Below are 14,969 nucleotides of genomic sequence, written 5' to 3' on the forward strand. Positions count from 1 at the left end.
TGATATTTTTGTTTATATTTTAAGTATTTTTTGGCTTTTCATATCTTGAAAATAATGTTTGAGACAAGATGTAACCCGCAATTCCTGCGGCTGTAAAAGCTAAACCATTTTTAAATAAAGGTAATAAATCATTTGTTCTGGATATTATCGGTGCTAAACCAAAAATTCCAAATAACATTCCCCATAAAGGAGAAAGAAGAGCTAAAAATCCAATTGATATGACTTGACCTTCTTTTCTTGGAGCAGATGCAAAACCTGCTACTAAACCTCCAAGAATAGATGTACATAAAGTCCAAATATATTGCTCTTTGGGTAGGCCAGGGACAACTTGGCATCCTCCTCTTTCGAGGCAAATCTTTACTGAATCAATTGCATCTAATACTGCACCATCCTCACCGTGATCTTTAACATAGTATTGGTTGCCAAATCTTGTTTGAAGTTCAACCCAAAATAACCTTGGCATAAAATTAAAATAAGCCTCTCCGACGTTAAAGTTCAGCAAATTTCCCCCTCTAGGATCCGCAACTATCAACAAACTTGTTTCATCTAAATCCCAATAGTCCTTTATAGCGCTACCAGGAGAACTTTCAAACTGAGATAAATATTTAATTTTCCACCCACTTTCAATTTCTAGATTATTGAGCTTTTCCTCTAAAGATTTTTTCTGATTAGGGCTTAATGTTTTAGCTAAATCAATTACTGGTGTTTTTTCTTCTGGTAAGAGATTTGGATTATTTATAGCGAAAACGGGTTTATGTGAAATTAAAACTAATATAGATAGAAATATTCCTAATAAATAGTTAATCTTTGAAGGCATAAATAAGTTCTTTCTTTTTATATTTTCGCCGATGAATAGCTTACCCGCGAATAATCCAGATTGGTTAGTAAAAAAAATAATAAAAATGGGTGGGACTATAAGTTTTTATGACTTTATGAATTTCGCATTAAATGATCCTATTAATGGTTATTACGGCAGCGGTAAAGCTCAGTTAGGCGTTCGAGGAGATTTTGTCACATCACCCTCTTTATCTGATGATTTTGCTTTTTTGGTGGCTAAACAAATAGAAGATTGGTTGATTCAGTTCAAAAATAGTTTTTTATCTAATCATAAATTAGCTGTAATTGAATTTGGAGCAGGAGATGGAAGCTTTATGAGTGGATTAATTAAATATTTTTTAGAAAATAACAAGAATTTTTTGAAAGGAGTTTCTTTTGTAATTATTGAACCTAATGAAGGGATGGTAGAAAAACAAAAAAATAAATTGGAAGATTTTTTAAACTTAGGCATTGATATTTTATGGAAAGGTTTGGAAGAAGTAGAGGAAAATAATATAAATGGAATAGTTCTTGCAAATGAGGTTTTAGATGCTTTGCCAGTAGAGAGAATAACCTTCTCAAAAGGAAAATTACTTCGACAAGCAGTTTCCATAGACAAAAAATCTCATAAATTATATTTTGATGAAATGCCAATTATAAGTGAATTGAGAAAAAGTATTGAACTTGCTAAAAGTGAGTTGGGAATTACTATTCCGCCTGAAGATGCTCCTGAAGGATGGACGACAGAATGGCATATAGATAACTCAAAATGGTTAAAAGCTATTTATCAAAAAATTAATAATGGTATTTTATTGATAATTGATTACGCTAAAGAAGCCCAAAAATACTACACCTCCAAGAATTCTGATGGGACGATAGTTTCTTATGAAAATCAAAAAATGACGAATAATGTCCTAGATTCTCCTGGGAATTGCGATTTAACATCTCATGTGTGCATAGAAACTTTAATTAATGATGCTGAGACTCTTGGATTTGATACTGTTGGAATAACTAAACAAGGAGAGGCTTTGTTGGCACTTGGATTGGCAGAGAGACTTTATGGGATTCAGAAAGAAATTAAAGAGGATTTATCAAATGCCCTTCTAAGAAGAGAGGCATTACTTAGACTCGTTGATCCTATTTGTTTAGGTGATTTTAAGTGGTTTGTTTTTAAAAAGTTTAATAAGAAGGAAATGAATATAAATTCAACCTGTTTGCGTTAACAAAAAAACTTTAAAAATAATGAATCTTCTACGTCATCATATATATCAACAGCTCCAATTTCTTTCGGTAATATAAATCTCATTTTGCCATCACGAACTTTTTTATCGCCCATAAGTATTGTTAGAACCTCTTTTTTATTTATTTTGGGGATCTCGGTAGGAAGATCGTAACTCTTCAAAAGATTCTTCTGTCTCTCTAATTCTTCTTTAGACCATAACCCTTTCTCAATTGCTATTTTTCCCGCAATATTCATACCAATTGATATTGCCTCTCCATGTAGAAATTTGCCGTATCCACATAAATTTTCAATAACGTGACCAAAAGAATGACCATAATTCAATATTGCTCTAACACCATTCTCATGTTCGTCTTGTGAAACAATATGAGACTTTGTTTTAATAGATCTATTAATTATAGTAATTAGATATTCATTTTTAAGATTTATAAGTTCATTTTTGTTTTTTTCAATTTCTAAGTATTCGAAAAGTTCTTTATCTCTTATTACACCGTATTTTATTACTTCGGCCATGCCTGCACTAAATTCTCTTTTGGGCAAACTTTTTAAAGTTTCTGGATCAATAAAAACTGCTTTAGGTTGATTGAAAGCTCCAATTAAATTCTTACCTTTTGGATGATTTACTCCTGTTTTTCCTCCCACAGATGAATCAACCATTGATAATAATGTTGTTGGAATCTGAATATATTCGATACCTCTCAGCCAAGTCGCAGCTGCAAAACCACTTACATCTCCAACAATTCCTCCTCCAAGGGCAATAATTATTGAATTTCTATCTAAGCCAAATTCAAATGCTACATCATATATTTCACTTAAGGTTTTTAAGTTTTTATATGATTCTCCAGCCTTGATAAGGAACATTTTGGCCTGAAATTTATTTTCTTTTAAATTATTTAAAAATTTTTCTCCATACAAATTTGATATTTCTTCATTTGAAATCACAAGTATTTTTCTATTATTTGTTATTCCAATTTTTAAAAGTTCTTCGCTGATATTATTCAGTATCCCTGCTTCTAGAGTTACTTCGTATGACTTATTACCTAATGGGACTAATATTTTTCTCTTATTCACAATTGATTACCTATTTAAAATTTATAAATATTTGGTATTAAATACTTTATATATTAGCAAAATCTAAGCTCCAGATCCTTAAAAATTCAGTTGTTAAGAATTGCAAATGGTAATAAAATCATGCTATGAGTTTTAAAAAAAATATAAACGATATTAAGAAAAATTATTCCCTAGGAATAATTGGAGGTGGTCAACTGGCTTTGATGTTAACCGAGGCAGCAAAAAAAAGAGATCTAGAAGTATGTGTGCAAACAAAATCTTGTGATGATCCTGCTGGTTTAAAAGCAGATCATGTCATAGAAGCTGATCCTTTAAAGATAAGAGGTAATAAATCATTAATTAATGAGTGTGAAAAAATAATTTTTGAAAATGAATGGATAAAAATTGATAAATTAAATTTAATTGACAATAAAGATATTTTTGTTCCAAGCCTTAATGCAATTAAGCCTTTAGTAGATAGGTTTTCTCAAAAAAAATTAATAGATAGAATGAATATTCCCTGCCCAAAATGGATAAGTATTGAAGATTTTAAAAATCTCTCGGATGAGGAAATCAATAATTGGACTTTTCCTCTAATGGCAAAATCAAATAAAGGTGGATATGACGGCAAAGGGAACAGAAAAATAAAGACAAAAGAAGATTTAGATTCTTTTTTAACAGAGAATAGTTCTAATGAATGGTTAATAGAAGAATGGATAGAGTATGAAAAAGAACTGGCTCTTGTTGGTTCGAGAGATGGGACCGGTAAGATAAGATTCTTTCCAATAGTTGAGACGTTCCAATCAAACCATGTTTGTGATTGGGTTCTTGCCCCTGGAATAAATGAATATGATTTGAACTTATTTGCAATAAATATTTTCTCTTCAATAGTCAATGAACTTAATTACGTTGGAGTTTTAGCTATTGAATTCTTCTATGGAGATAATGGTCTTTTAATTAATGAAATAGCTCCTAGAACACATAACTCAGCTCATTTCTCTATTGAAGCTTGCACTTCAAGTCAGTTTGATCAATATGTTTGCATTTCTTCTGGGATAATGCCACCTGAAATTAAAATGAACTGTGAAGGCGCAATTATGATAAATCTACTGGGGTTAAAAAAGAATTTCCCAATCTCAATGGAATCCAGAATTAAAATGTTATCTGAAATTGAGGGTTCTAATATTCATTATTATGGCAAATCTCGCGAAATTCTTGGAAGAAAAATGGCCCACATCACATTTTTATTAAATGGTAAAACGCATTTAGAAAGATATGATGAAGCTCAAATTTTATTAACTATGGTGAGAGACATTTGGCCATTTCCAAATGCATAAAAAAATAAGTTAGAGTTATATTACTGGATCTTTGGTTAAGTTCTTCTTTATGTGCTCTGATCTGACTCTCTTTCGACATGAGGAGACTGTCGTGATGCGGTAGTAAACCGATCTTGTAATCGGAAACGAAAGCCCACTTTGAATCCTCTTCTGGCATTTCCAGGTCGATGCAGCAGAGAACTGACGGGGATCCGGTTTTACCTATCAAATGCTTGCTATAACAGGCTTTTGATGGGTATTTTATTTTATGGAATAACTGAGCTGTTTTTATTCTCTATCAGCGTAAATAATTTATTTGCCAAACACTTGACGATCCATCTCTAATGTATTTATATTAGTAGTACACATGTATTACTAAGTAATGACTTTAGGAGGAGCTAATGTTTGGACTAATTTTTCTTACGGTTATCGTAATGAGTCCCCAAGTGGTTGGTTGCTTAGCCCAGACCGCAGCAGATTAATTTTATTTATGAGGAATAAAAAATCTCCAAGAAATAGTATGAGAATTTTTGCTCATACATATTATGCAAATGATCTTGGTGAGCCAATTGCAATTAAATCAACCACCCAAATGTATTTGGATAATGCTTGGGATAAATGGCATGACCTTCAATTAGAAGGTTGGACTTTTGAAGAACTTGAATTACCTGAATCTGTATGACTAACTTAAATCCAATCAAAAAGAAATTATCAAAAGTAGATAGAAAGATATCTATGCAAGACCCATCAAAATTATTAGCAGAATTTTTTAATGGTGTTGTCATTGAACTTGATGAAGAATATAAATATGACTCATAAAGAATTGATAGATCAAGTTTCCGCAAATTTATTTAAACAAAGTGGAAAGTTAGAAAGCAGAAGATCTTGGTTGGCAATGAGAAATTATCTTGAACAATTAGATACCGAACAACTTAAATCCATGCTTAAAGACCACGGATGATTTAAAAACTTTATTTGGTTTTTATTTTTTTCTTAATTCTCAGAAAACCGTAAGTTGCAAAGCCAACCAAAAACATATCCAAGTAAATATGCCAAGTAGGAAAAATCTGATGTATTAATTCCATTAACGTTTTATTGCCACTTGCCAATAAGGATAATCTAAATTTGATTTTTCTCTAATTAATTGTAATTTTCTAGAATTTATTTTTACTACTATTCCATCTGTTGGATATTTACTAAAAAGCTTCCCTTCTAGCCATTGTTTTCTAAATACTTCAACTTGGCTCGTAAAGTTGCATGAAATATCCTCAGGGATCGTGAAGCCAAGCTTTGAAAGACTCTTTTTGGACTCATATTGGTTAAGTGTTGAATTAAGTATTTGAAATGAGCAGAAGCTAAGATTTTCAGAAAATCCTTCTTTAGCTCTTAGAAATCCAGAAGCGATTATCTGGGAGATATTTGGACTTTGGTTGGGTGCATATAATTCACCTCTAACTTGAAGAACTCCTAGTAAAGGAAAATTATTGGGAATGTCTTGGACTTTAATAAGTTTACTAGTAACGTCTTTCCCTTTTCTTGAAATTGCTTTCTCCAAGGTTCCATCTCTATATTGCAAAGCAACAGCACAACCATCAATTTTCGGCTCAATTAATAATCTGGTATCTACTAATAATCCTTTCAAAAATTCATCTAATGAATCCTTTTCTAATGAAGGTAAAATTAGTTTATTTTTCTTTTTAAAGTAATCACAATTAGGGTTTGTTCTTAATAAATTCTTTTCAAGTTGGTCGAACTGCTTATCAGAAATTAAAGCATTACCATTTCTATAATTATCGTCATACCATTCAATTCGTTCTTCTAAATAAGTCTTCATTTAATATGATGGCTTGATTTTTTGGTTAGGTATCCAACTTGGCTTATCTATGATCCATTTTTCTCTATCTTCATATTTAACAGTCCATAAAAGAAATGAAGAAATTTGTTTTAGAGATATGCCAACCATATATCTTGTTTTTGGACTAATTATTATAAATCCAATTAACAATATTAATAAAATAAGTTTAAATATACCCTTAATCATTTCATAATTCACCGTAATTTTTGCAAACCTTTTAATTAATGCAATTCTTATAACCTTCAATCTTCGCTAGTTCATCAATATTTAAACCTGTTTCTTCTAATAAAGTTTCGCCTATATCGTCTTTATTAAATTTGGTTAATGCTCCCTTAGTAGAATACTTAATACATTGGTTTTTATATTTTTCTACTTTGACAATAGGAGATAAATAAAAACCAAACAAAATAATAAAAGCTCCATAAGTTAAAACTTTTCTATGGTTTTTCCACCATTCATAAAATTTATTGGACACGAAAAATAAATAACTAATTTCCATTTTAAATTGATTGTCAACAATTACTTTGGTATTTGAAGGATTGCTTAATTTATTGTTTTTTCATTAATAGATTTAACCCAAGAATAATATCTTGATTTTCTAATCCTTTGCTCTTTCGAGACTAATCTATCAGCGGATTCTAGGGGTGATTCTCCTTTCTCAACTTTTGTTGTAATAGATATACCAAAACCTTTTGCTTCAATTTTTGCAATGCCCCCCTCTAAAAAAAATAAAAAAGACCAACCTTTGTTCCATCCTAAATAGAAGGGATTTCGATACATTTGCTTCTTTTGGATATACTCTTTTAATGATATTTTCCTTTTCAAGGAGTTACTTGTATACACTATTACCAAATAAGAAGTTTACGGATGATTAATTTTGGAAAGTAATTTTAGTATTTAAATAATTATTTGGAGGAATACTTGACGCCCAGGAGTAGTACATTTATATTAATAGTACAACTGTATTATGTTTATGGCTTCTGGAGTTGCTGATGTTCGGACTTATTTTTATCGTGGCAGCCTTATTGACCCCCCAACTGGCTGGTTGTTTAACAAAAAAAGTGGTTTATTAATTTCTTTTGAGAATTATAAGAAATCCGTATCTAATAACTTAAAAGTATACACTCATCTTTTCTATGCAAATGAATTAGGTGAACCAGCCAAAATTAAAAATTCAAGACTTCTTTCTACTGAGTGTGCTTGTGAAACATGGAATGAATTAATTTCACGAGGTTGGCAAATTGTTACTAATAAATTCCAGTAATCATGATCATGTTAAATCCGTAAAAATGGGAATATCTAAAAGAATTTACCCTAATACTAAAACGAACAAAGATTTATATTACTTGCAATCACTTTCGCTACAGCACTACAGAAACTTTTGCTACTATCTTGATCTGTCCAAGATACGAAAAACGCATACCTCAGGGCGATCATTTACTTAAAGGTTGTGAGTATTGGCAAAAAAATAGGATGATATTTTCTCCTGAAGTATCTTAATTATTCTTTAATTAACCTTCTCTAGGTAGAGATATTTAATTATGTAAACAAAGCATTATTTTATACAACTTCAAAAAAACTTTTTAGGTAATTTATAAATTATGATTCAATTTTATTTTTCCATATTTTTATTAGTAGTGCTTACTTTTTTTGCACTTTTGTTAGATGCCCCAGAATTGGCTTCTTTAATTCAAACATTTTAGGATGCATTAAATTAGGTTCCAATTTTTTTAAATTACCAAAAACTTCTTTAAGATTATCAATAAATAATAAATTTATTTTTAGAGTTTATAATAAAACCAGCATTTTTACTGATTTACTTTCTGTATAAGTAAGAAGTAAGTTAAATTTGTTGAATAGGAGGGATCTAATGATTGACAGTCCACCAGAGAAGATAGTTTTTAAAAAATAAATCTAGATAAAACTAATGCTAAGTAAGGAATGTTTCTCTTATTCGAGATTCATTCCTTTTTAATTTGTTTAAAAAAAAACACGTAAATTTATGAATATTAAATTATAAAAGCCAAAAATATATTTTTATTTTTACTTTATACAATTGAAGGGCACTTCTAGAGAGTGGCTAATTTTACCTGAATCAAAACCAGTTTTTTGTTCTTTATTTTTTTTCAATTCGCTCATAATTAGTTTTGTTAAACTTTTAACTTCTAAATTCGAAACACTAGTATCTTTTTGAAGATTTATACAGAATTTTTATTTCCTAATTGTAATTAATTAATATTATTTTTTTATCTGGATTATCCATAGAATTTTAAAAAGCTCCGTTACAGTTAAATCCGCTGCAATTAATAACCCTGATAATATTCACTACGAAATTATGGAATTTATAATCATAAAAAAACGCCCAAGTCGCATATATAGCAAAACAAGAAATAGCAAAAGCAGCATATTGTAGCCAATGTATACCATAGATATCTAAACCATTTTTATCAAAATCAGAGTTATTCAAGTTTTTTTTATTTATGATAAAAATCTTTTTTAAAAAATGAGAGTTTCCTTGCATGAGAAATTGTATTTCTTAAAATTGGGACTATATTTATCTCTCAAATAAATCCAGGAATTATCCACCCAAAAAAGCCGTAGTTTATTATTAAAGCTAAAAAACCAATCATCGCTAATCTACCATTTGTTATCTCGGCATTTTTCCAATATTTACCCATATAGTTTTGAATTTTTTTTGAATTTTTATCTAACAAATAATTTGGTTCTAAAGGTTCTTTTAACCTTTTGATTGTATATAGAGAGAATTGGATTGTAATTGCAGTGATTACAATTATAAAAATAGTAAGATCATCCATTTTTATATTTCATCTATAGATATATGAATAAACAAAGAATAATTGATAGTTGTAAGAATCAAACTTTTTCTTTTACAGATTTATTAATAACAAAACTTTAACTGGAATTAGTAACAAATGTGACTTCATTTTTAAAAAACAGTAAACATTTTATTTATTTTTAGATTTCAAATTATAAAAAGAGTCCTGTTTTAAATTACGTTCCCTCTGGATTCCAAGATTAACTTCAAGGGCATATTGTATTACTTTTAACTTGTTAATGTATTCTTATAATAAAGAATATTTAAAAACTAGATTTTAGGATAACATCTTTTCAATAAATATTGATTCAAAAATAAAATTACAATTAATAAGTAAAATTATTTTTGTTTGATTTCGGGAAGATAAAATTTATTTCCTAATGTATAGCCTATTGACATAAGAACAAATCCAATAAGTTGTGGTAAATGTGAATTTGCAATAGAGATTTTTTCAAGCATTTCTTACTCCTTAAAAGATCATGATAATAAAAAAAATTTAATTCTGTAAATTTACTTTTTTATGATTCTTTAATTTCACCAGATTTTTTTAGTGAATGAACAAGTCTTTCATTTTCTGTTTTTAAATTTTCTAATGCAGACTTTGTGAATTGCTCTTTAGCCTCAAATTTTGCTGAACTTATAACTTTTTTATTAGGAAGTTTTTTTTTCGGTTCTGGATTCATATTTAATAGCTTTTTAAAGATATTAGAAGATATTGTTTTTGTATTAAGTATGAATTTTTACAATTTTCTGGTTAATAATATTTATTTACATAATAAATTAATCCTCATCTTTTGGAAGTCTTAACCAACCTGAAGTCCATTCGGATTTTAGTTTTGTCCATAAGATCCTTTTAATAACTTTTTTATTTTTAGTAGGAAAAATATCAACCCATCTATTTTCATTTTTACCACCATAAGCTTTAACCATAAAATGCCTATTACCATTAATAGTCTTTGGTGCTGTCCAACAAAGAGCGGGAGGCCATTTCATGAGAAATTTTAAAACTTAAAAAAACCAAAGGTTGCTTTGCCTTGTCAACACCAAACCATGGTCAACAATCGTACCAATAATAAGCACAATACCTAGTAATCTAATAATAATGTTTTAATATTTTTAATTTTAGATTATATTCAAGAATTTTTATTTAAAAAATATTCTTTAAATTTTAATATATTTGAATTTAAGATTTAAATTTTCTAATTTTTTCTTTTTTTATTTCTAACTATAGAGTGGCATGATTCTGGATGCCATTCATTCTGAATATTTTCAATGAAGTCATAAATAAAAGAATCGGGACATCCTGTTTCTTTTTGAAGTTTTGAAAGCTCTTCTTTAATGGAATAATATACACTCGTTATTACACCTAAGTTTTCTTCTTGGGAGGGAGCCCATTTTTTATTCTCCATTATCACGATATGAACTGTTTTCCACAATATCGTAATAGGTTATATTTTCATAATCAGCATCTGAGCAACATAAATCACCATATAATTCCTCTAACAACTCGTAGGCATCTGAATACTTGTCAAAACTTTGGGCGGTTAATTTGTCATCTTTCCCATCAATTCTAATTATTTTGTAGGTTACATTTAACACAGATGCAAAAGTATTTTTTGATTCATTAGAACATCTTATAAATAAAAATCTTATTTAGGAGTATTGGTTGGGTAAAGCTTTTGAATTTTATTTTGCTGAATTTGTATTTTTCTTTGTTCATATTTTTTTGACATTATTTTTCTGATAAATAATTGTGGGATAAGCCAAACTAATGCAATAGCTATAGCCATGAAAACGGGATTTCTCCAGGTTAACCTAATAATTTCTTGTATAAATTCTTGATTTAGAATTTCCATAAACTAAATATTGGATGATAAAAATATCTTCGCTTTCTTTTAAAAATTATTGAACACTAAAAATATTATAACCTTAAAAAATTCTTATCAGAAATTTTATAACTTTTTTCTTTTTCTGGTTTGTGTTTTTTTATATTTGGATTTAGATTGATTTTTTATTTTTTAGTTTAAAGATGCCTACTTATCTAATTACAGGATCAAATAGGGGTATTGGATTAGAATTATGTAAGCAAGTTCAAAAGAGGGGAGATAATGTAATTGCAACGTGTAGAAAAGCTTCAAAAGAACTTAGAGATTTAGGAGTGAGAATTGAAGAGAATATAGAAATTTCTTCTGATGAGTCGATAACAAATTTGTGTAAAAAACTATCTGGAGTTAATTTAGATTGTTTAATTCATAATGCAGGCATTTATGAATTTAATTCTTTCGAAAACTTAGATAAAAAAAGTATTATGCGTCAATTTGAAGTCAATGCATTGAGTCCAATATGGATGACTCAATCACTTAAGCATCTTTTAAAAAGATCTTCTAAAGTTGCTTTTATCACAAGTAGAATGGGATCTATTGAAGATAATACATCTGGAACTTCTTATGGTTATAGGATGTCTAAAGTCGCCTTGTCTATGGCAGCAAAATCACTTTCTATAGACTTATCAAAAGAAAATATTTATGTAGCTATTTTGCATCCCGGGTTAGTGAGTACAAGAATGACTGGTTTTACTCAAAATGGAATTAGTCCTGAAGAATCAGCAAATGGACTTTTAAAACGTATTGATTCTCTAAACAAAAAAAACTCAGGTACATTTTGGCATGCCAATGGAGAAGTTTTGCCCTGGTAATATCTTTACCTTTGTATTGCAGAGATTTATATCTTTAATTTGTTAAAAAACTTTTAAATTTTTAACGAATTTCTTTCCTTGTTTAATTCTTTTAGTTATGTTAAAAAAAAACATTAGTAAAGGAGGTGATTCATTGTCGTATCTACCGAAAAATGCGGTTACCAAAGGGACCGTGAATTCAGTATCTTCATCACATTCATCGGTCTCTTTTTCTTTAATTAAGAAAAAAGGTTTTATTATCAATAGATTCATATAAATCAAACCTTAATAATCAAAAGCTCTGCATCTTAGTTAGTTGCAGAGCTTTTTTTTATCAATTTAAATAGTCTTTCAAAATGTACTCTATCTTTTTTGGCCGAAATAAATTAAGGCTAAAAAAAGATAATGTGCTTACCAAAGCGATTAAATACTATCCAATTGATGAGTTGCTAGTTACTTCACTCATTTATTTTGATTTTTGTCTGAGGAATTTATTATTTGAGAGAAAATCACAATTGATATCATTAAAAAAAATAAAAGGATGTAAGTTACGTTCATTTATAAAAAAATGCTTATTATCAAAAATATTATTCCTAGAACTACCGTAACAATTGATCCGTCAACTAATAAGTCTTTCCATGTATAACTTTTAAGCATCCTTGTTTTATCTTCCTCACTCATAAGGTTCTTCAACCAAGTCCAATCTAATAGCTGTGTCAGAGCGACACCAAATATTAAATGACCAATCAAAATGCCAACTAGATCAATTCTAGAAATATCTTTGGTGAAACTTGTAATAATAAAAAATTCCACTAGCTTTTGTCTTTATTAGATAAGGCCCCACCCTCTTCTTTGTATTTTTCCCAAGCTTCACTTAGTTTTGCTTTAGAAAAATTTTGTTTCCCCTCAGAGAATTTATTTTTGAGATTATTAAAACTATTCGAAAGCTCTTTCTTTGTTGGTTCATCAAGAAAGTTTGATGTCAATTTCCATAAATACCAGCTACTAGCTAGAAGAAGAATTAATCCCAGTAATTGCATATTAGTTTTTTACTATGCTACAACCTTTTTATTGGTTTCGATAAATTAATTTATTTAATACTTATTGAATTTTTTGTTGTTAAATCAAAATTAAAACTTTAACCAGTGAAAAAAAATTCTATCTAGCAACCAAATAGTTAACCCCCCTTCCAGGAAAGCTAGCCAGTACATACCATAATCAGAAAACCCCATTTGTTCTTTGACGGTTTTGAGTAATTTTTTATGAGCTTTAATGAGATCTTTCATTAATAAATAAAAATGTTTTAAAACTGCTGAATTTCTCGAACTAAAAAACCCTTTCCATAGCAAGATAGACACGTTTTAGTCTCATCTAATGAAATTCTTAGAAAACCTGCTCCATTACATCTGAGGCAAGTCACCTTAGTAGTTGAGTAGAGTTTTGACTTGATTTTAGCAGCACGGTTTAAGTAGGAAACAGTTTCTTTACGACCGTTTGCTTTAGCAGCTTTGTTTAAAAGTTTTTTGTATTTGATTTTAAGTTCTTGAATTTTCATTTTTTATAGGGACTTAGTGTACAAATATTAGGTAAATTCAAGGTTTAAATACTTAATAAAACTATGAATTTTCCGTTTATATTTCTAATCAGATCTCTTCTTGAGATTAAATAAATATAGCTATTTTTTATTTTTAATGGTAATTGTAGAAAATTGGATATTTAATATAAAATTAATGTTTGGTTAACTTAAAACTGATTTTATATATTTTTATATGGGAAAAATATCATCTTCAAGCTCTAGATTATTATCCAGCCTTTTTTAAATTTTTTACTAGAAAATCATTTTCATTTGTAAGATCATCAAACTTTGATTTTTTTAACTCTTTTTTTAATTCAGGAGTTAAGTCTTTTTTAGTCTTGTTCAGATTCATAGGAATTGAAATTATTCTAAATGAAATTAAAAAAACAATCGAATCCTACTGATCCCAAAAGAAAATTGTGGATAGTTAAAAAAAAAAAAAATAATATTTTATTTTGCTCATAGAAAACGAATTTAATCAACATATTGTGGAAAACCCTGTTGAAAAACACTTAAAAAGTGGATAACTCTCGGGGATCATTATCAAAACAAGCTTTTATCAAATAATTTTTGAGTATTAATACTTCATCAATAAAAACTAAAATGAAGTTTAAAAAGTACCATAATCATATGTTATGACTATGGGATCATTACTTTTTAAATTTAAAAAAGATTCTTTTCTAGATGCTAATGTTGAAAAAAATTTAAAAAGTTTTTTCTTGATGATGTATCAATTTAACAATTAAAGTAAAGAAAAATAAACCTTAACTTGAATTTTTTAGTTTTTGTCTTAGTTGGTCTTTAAATATTTAATTCGGTTATCTCTATGGAAATATTTCTCAAAGTTAAAATTAATAAGATAATTTTAAAGTGAATAATTACTCAAAATGTCAGAAGAAAAAAAAGACTCAAAAAAATGTTCCGGAAAGAAAAACGTTATGTTTGCCTACGGTTTTATACAACTTGGTTCTAGTTTTGTATCTGCAATAGCCTTAGCAGCTATTGCTTTTGGATTCTGCTCAGTAAAAAAAGAATCTAAACTTTTCAATAAATGTGTTGCCGAAATTATTGAAGATGGTGGTACCAGTTCTGAGGCAGTAAGGTATTGCAATGGGGGTAATTAAAATCTCCTCACAGAATAAATAAATGAATTCAACCTGTGACTTGATTATTGATTCTTTGAAAGAGGAGCCAATTGGAGAAACTAATCATTTTATTTGGTTCATAACAGATATTGGCATTGTTGCCTTGTTTAAAAGAGAAGAGAATCTTGAAACTTATAGTTCGAATGTCGAAATTGAGGCCAATAAAATTGCTTTGGATATAACTAAAGAAGAGAAAGAGTACCTCAAAATAAAAGAGAGACAGCTTTTCTTGTTTTATTCGTAAGTTAAGATCTTTCTTGATTTAGTAAGAGGGCTCAAGGTTAAAGGCCGGCTCCATAATGTTGTTTTCGCTAATTAATTCGTAGGTTAGCTCTTTATTTAGGGCATTTATATAAGATGTATAAAGTTTTCCCCAAACAAATTCAAATTCATCTTTACTTAAATTCTTGAAAAGAATTTCTCCTTTGAAGTAAATGTGATAAGAATCATTCATCATGGAA

Annotated in this window: 27 protein-coding genes and 1 other RNA gene; 10 read left to right on the forward strand and 18 right to left on the reverse strand. The window is 28.8% G+C overall.

What is annotated here, in order from left to right; translation table 11 throughout:
* Positions 1-19 precede the first annotated feature (19 nt).
* Positions 20-817, reverse strand: a complete 798-nt coding sequence (locus tag SOI86_RS00650; protein WP_011818183.1) for a hypothetical protein — start codon at positions 815-817, stop codon at positions 20-22.
* A 31-nt stretch (positions 818-848) separates the two neighbouring features.
* Between SOI86_RS00650 and SOI86_RS00655 the strand changes: the two genes are divergently transcribed.
* Positions 849-2,039: a class I SAM-dependent methyltransferase gene (locus tag SOI86_RS00655; RefSeq protein ID WP_320681715.1), complete on the forward strand. Its 1,191-nt coding sequence runs from the start codon at positions 849-851 to the stop codon at positions 2,037-2,039.
* Here SOI86_RS00655 and aroB read toward each other — a convergent pair.
* The gene (gene aroB, locus SOI86_RS00660; protein WP_320681716.1) at positions 2,036-3,127 is read right to left on the reverse strand and encodes a 3-dehydroquinate synthase; all 1,092 of its coding nucleotides are present in this window, start codon (positions 3,125-3,127) and stop codon (positions 2,036-2,038) included. The genes SOI86_RS00655 and aroB overlap by 4 nt on opposite strands.
* Positions 3,128-3,252: 125 nt before the next feature.
* Here aroB and SOI86_RS00665 point away from each other — a divergent pair, with 125 nt between their 5' ends.
* The 5 genes from SOI86_RS00665 to SOI86_RS00685 all read left to right on the forward strand — a co-directional run bounded on the left by SOI86_RS00665 (position 3,253) and on the right by SOI86_RS00685 (position 5,383).
* A complete protein-coding gene (locus tag SOI86_RS00665; protein WP_320681717.1) occupies positions 3,253-4,443 on the forward strand; it encodes a 5-(carboxyamino)imidazole ribonucleotide synthase in 1,191 nt (396 codons plus the stop codon).
* A 17-nt stretch (positions 4,444-4,460) separates the two neighbouring features.
* Positions 4,461-4,645, forward strand: a non-coding RNA gene (gene ssrS / locus SOI86_RS00670) — 6S RNA.
* Between the two features lie 159 nt (positions 4,646-4,804).
* The gene (locus tag SOI86_RS00675; RefSeq protein WP_320681718.1) at positions 4,805-5,104 is read left to right on the forward strand and encodes a DUF1651 domain-containing protein; all 300 of its coding nucleotides are present in this window, start codon (positions 4,805-4,807) and stop codon (positions 5,102-5,104) included.
* Entirely contained in the window at positions 5,101-5,241 is a 141-nt protein-coding gene (locus SOI86_RS00680; RefSeq protein WP_011862726.1) for a hypothetical protein, read from the forward strand. The genes SOI86_RS00675 and SOI86_RS00680 overlap by 4 nt, the downstream gene beginning before the upstream one ends.
* Entirely contained in the window at positions 5,231-5,383 is a 153-nt protein-coding gene (locus SOI86_RS00685; protein WP_011862727.1) for a hypothetical protein, read from the forward strand. The genes SOI86_RS00680 and SOI86_RS00685 overlap by 11 nt, the downstream gene beginning before the upstream one ends.
* A gap of 123 nt (positions 5,384-5,506) precedes the next feature.
* Here the strand turns inward: SOI86_RS00685 and SOI86_RS00690 are convergent, their stop codons facing one another.
* The 4 genes from SOI86_RS00690 to SOI86_RS00705 all read right to left on the reverse strand — a co-directional run bounded on the left by SOI86_RS00690 (position 5,507) and on the right by SOI86_RS00705 (position 7,057).
* Complete coding sequence (locus SOI86_RS00690) at positions 5,507-6,256, reverse strand: NAD-dependent DNA ligase (protein WP_320681719.1); 750 nt, start codon at positions 6,254-6,256, stop codon at positions 5,507-5,509.
* Entirely contained in the window at positions 6,257-6,427 is a 171-nt protein-coding gene (locus SOI86_RS00695) for a hypothetical protein (protein ID WP_320681720.1), read from the reverse strand.
* Between the two features lie 67 nt (positions 6,428-6,494).
* Entirely contained in the window at positions 6,495-6,752 is a 258-nt protein-coding gene (locus tag SOI86_RS00700) for a Notch domain-containing protein (RefSeq protein ID WP_320681721.1), read from the reverse strand.
* Between the two features lie 68 nt (positions 6,753-6,820).
* Entirely contained in the window at positions 6,821-7,057 is a 237-nt protein-coding gene (locus SOI86_RS00705; protein WP_011862731.1) for a hypothetical protein, read from the reverse strand.
* Positions 7,058-7,250: 193 nt separating this feature from the next.
* Here SOI86_RS00705 and SOI86_RS00710 point away from each other — a divergent pair, with 193 nt between their 5' ends.
* Complete coding sequence (locus tag SOI86_RS00710) at positions 7,251-7,541, forward strand: DUF1651 domain-containing protein (protein WP_320681722.1); 291 nt, start codon at positions 7,251-7,253, stop codon at positions 7,539-7,541.
* Between the two features lie 1,297 nt (positions 7,542-8,838).
* On the opposite strand, the gene SOI86_RS00715 is transcribed toward SOI86_RS00710, so the two are convergent.
* The 6 genes from SOI86_RS00715 to SOI86_RS00740 form a co-directional block, all read right to left on the reverse strand.
* Entirely contained in the window at positions 8,839-9,093 is a 255-nt protein-coding gene (locus tag SOI86_RS00715) for a chlorophyll a/b-binding protein (RefSeq protein ID WP_320681723.1), read from the reverse strand.
* A 538-nt stretch (positions 9,094-9,631) separates the two neighbouring features.
* The gene (locus SOI86_RS00720; RefSeq protein ID WP_320681724.1) at positions 9,632-9,796 is read right to left on the reverse strand and encodes a hypothetical protein; all 165 of its coding nucleotides are present in this window, start codon (positions 9,794-9,796) and stop codon (positions 9,632-9,634) included.
* 97 nt (positions 9,797-9,893) lie between these two features.
* Positions 9,894-10,106 carry a TIGR02450 family Trp-rich protein gene (locus SOI86_RS00725; RefSeq protein WP_320681725.1) on the reverse strand — a complete coding sequence of 71 codons (213 nt, stop codon included), beginning with the start codon at positions 10,104-10,106 and terminating at the stop codon, positions 9,894-9,896.
* Positions 10,107-10,312: 206 nt separating this feature from the next.
* Positions 10,313-10,522: a hypothetical protein gene (locus SOI86_RS00730; RefSeq protein WP_320681726.1), complete on the reverse strand. Its 210-nt coding sequence runs from the start codon at positions 10,520-10,522 to the stop codon at positions 10,313-10,315.
* Positions 10,512-10,712, reverse strand: a complete 201-nt coding sequence (locus SOI86_RS00735; RefSeq protein ID WP_320681727.1) for a hypothetical protein — start codon at positions 10,710-10,712, stop codon at positions 10,512-10,514. Before SOI86_RS00735 ends, SOI86_RS00730 begins: the two co-directional genes overlap by 11 nt.
* A 50-nt stretch (positions 10,713-10,762) precedes the next feature.
* Positions 10,763-10,969: a hypothetical protein gene (locus tag SOI86_RS00740; protein WP_320681728.1), complete on the reverse strand. Its 207-nt coding sequence runs from the start codon at positions 10,967-10,969 to the stop codon at positions 10,763-10,765.
* A gap of 173 nt (positions 10,970-11,142) precedes the next feature.
* On the opposite strand from SOI86_RS00740, the gene SOI86_RS00745 reads away from it, so the two are divergent.
* The gene (locus tag SOI86_RS00745) at positions 11,143-11,808 is read left to right on the forward strand and encodes an SDR family oxidoreductase (protein WP_320681729.1); all 666 of its coding nucleotides are present in this window, start codon (positions 11,143-11,145) and stop codon (positions 11,806-11,808) included.
* Between the two features lie 42 nt (positions 11,809-11,850).
* On the opposite strand, the gene SOI86_RS00750 is transcribed toward SOI86_RS00745, so the two are convergent.
* From SOI86_RS00750 to SOI86_RS00770, 5 genes are all read right to left on the reverse strand, one after another.
* A complete protein-coding gene (locus SOI86_RS00750; RefSeq protein ID WP_320681730.1) occupies positions 11,851-12,060 on the reverse strand; it encodes a hypothetical protein in 210 nt (69 codons plus the stop codon).
* 285 nt (positions 12,061-12,345) lie between these two features.
* Entirely contained in the window at positions 12,346-12,600 is a 255-nt protein-coding gene (locus SOI86_RS00755; RefSeq protein WP_320681731.1) for a hypothetical protein, read from the reverse strand.
* Positions 12,600-12,827, reverse strand: coding sequence for a hypothetical protein (locus tag SOI86_RS00760; RefSeq protein ID WP_320681732.1), 228 nt, complete (start codon positions 12,825-12,827; stop codon positions 12,600-12,602). Before SOI86_RS00760 ends, SOI86_RS00755 begins: the two co-directional genes overlap by 1 nt.
* 263 nt (positions 12,828-13,090) lie before the next feature.
* The gene (locus tag SOI86_RS00765; protein ID WP_320681733.1) at positions 13,091-13,342 is read right to left on the reverse strand and encodes a molecular chaperone DnaJ; all 252 of its coding nucleotides are present in this window, start codon (positions 13,340-13,342) and stop codon (positions 13,091-13,093) included.
* A gap of 247 nt (positions 13,343-13,589) precedes the next feature.
* Positions 13,590-13,715: a hypothetical protein gene (locus SOI86_RS00770; RefSeq protein WP_320681734.1), complete on the reverse strand. Its 126-nt coding sequence runs from the start codon at positions 13,713-13,715 to the stop codon at positions 13,590-13,592.
* A gap of 535 nt (positions 13,716-14,250) precedes the next feature.
* On the opposite strand from SOI86_RS00770, the gene SOI86_RS00775 reads away from it, so the two are divergent.
* Together SOI86_RS00775 and SOI86_RS00780 are read left to right on the forward strand one after the other, a co-directional pair.
* Positions 14,251-14,487 (forward strand): hypothetical protein, encoded by a 237-nt coding sequence (locus SOI86_RS00775; RefSeq protein WP_320681735.1) that lies wholly within the window; start codon positions 14,251-14,253, stop codon positions 14,485-14,487.
* A 22-nt stretch (positions 14,488-14,509) separates the two neighbouring features.
* Complete coding sequence (locus tag SOI86_RS00780; RefSeq protein ID WP_320681736.1) at positions 14,510-14,752, forward strand: hypothetical protein; 243 nt, start codon at positions 14,510-14,512, stop codon at positions 14,750-14,752.
* Between the two features lie 18 nt (positions 14,753-14,770).
* On the opposite strand, the gene SOI86_RS00785 is transcribed toward SOI86_RS00780, so the two are convergent.
* Positions 14,771-14,962, reverse strand: coding sequence for a hypothetical protein (locus SOI86_RS00785; RefSeq protein WP_025893100.1), 192 nt, complete (start codon positions 14,960-14,962; stop codon positions 14,771-14,773).
* Positions 14,963-14,969: the final 7 nt, after the last annotated feature.

It is taken from the genome of Prochlorococcus sp. MIT 1314 (genome assembly GCF_034093315.1).
In the GTDB taxonomy this organism is placed as follows: domain Bacteria; phylum Cyanobacteriota; class Cyanobacteriia; order PCC-6307; family Cyanobiaceae; genus Prochlorococcus_A; species Prochlorococcus_A marinus_Y.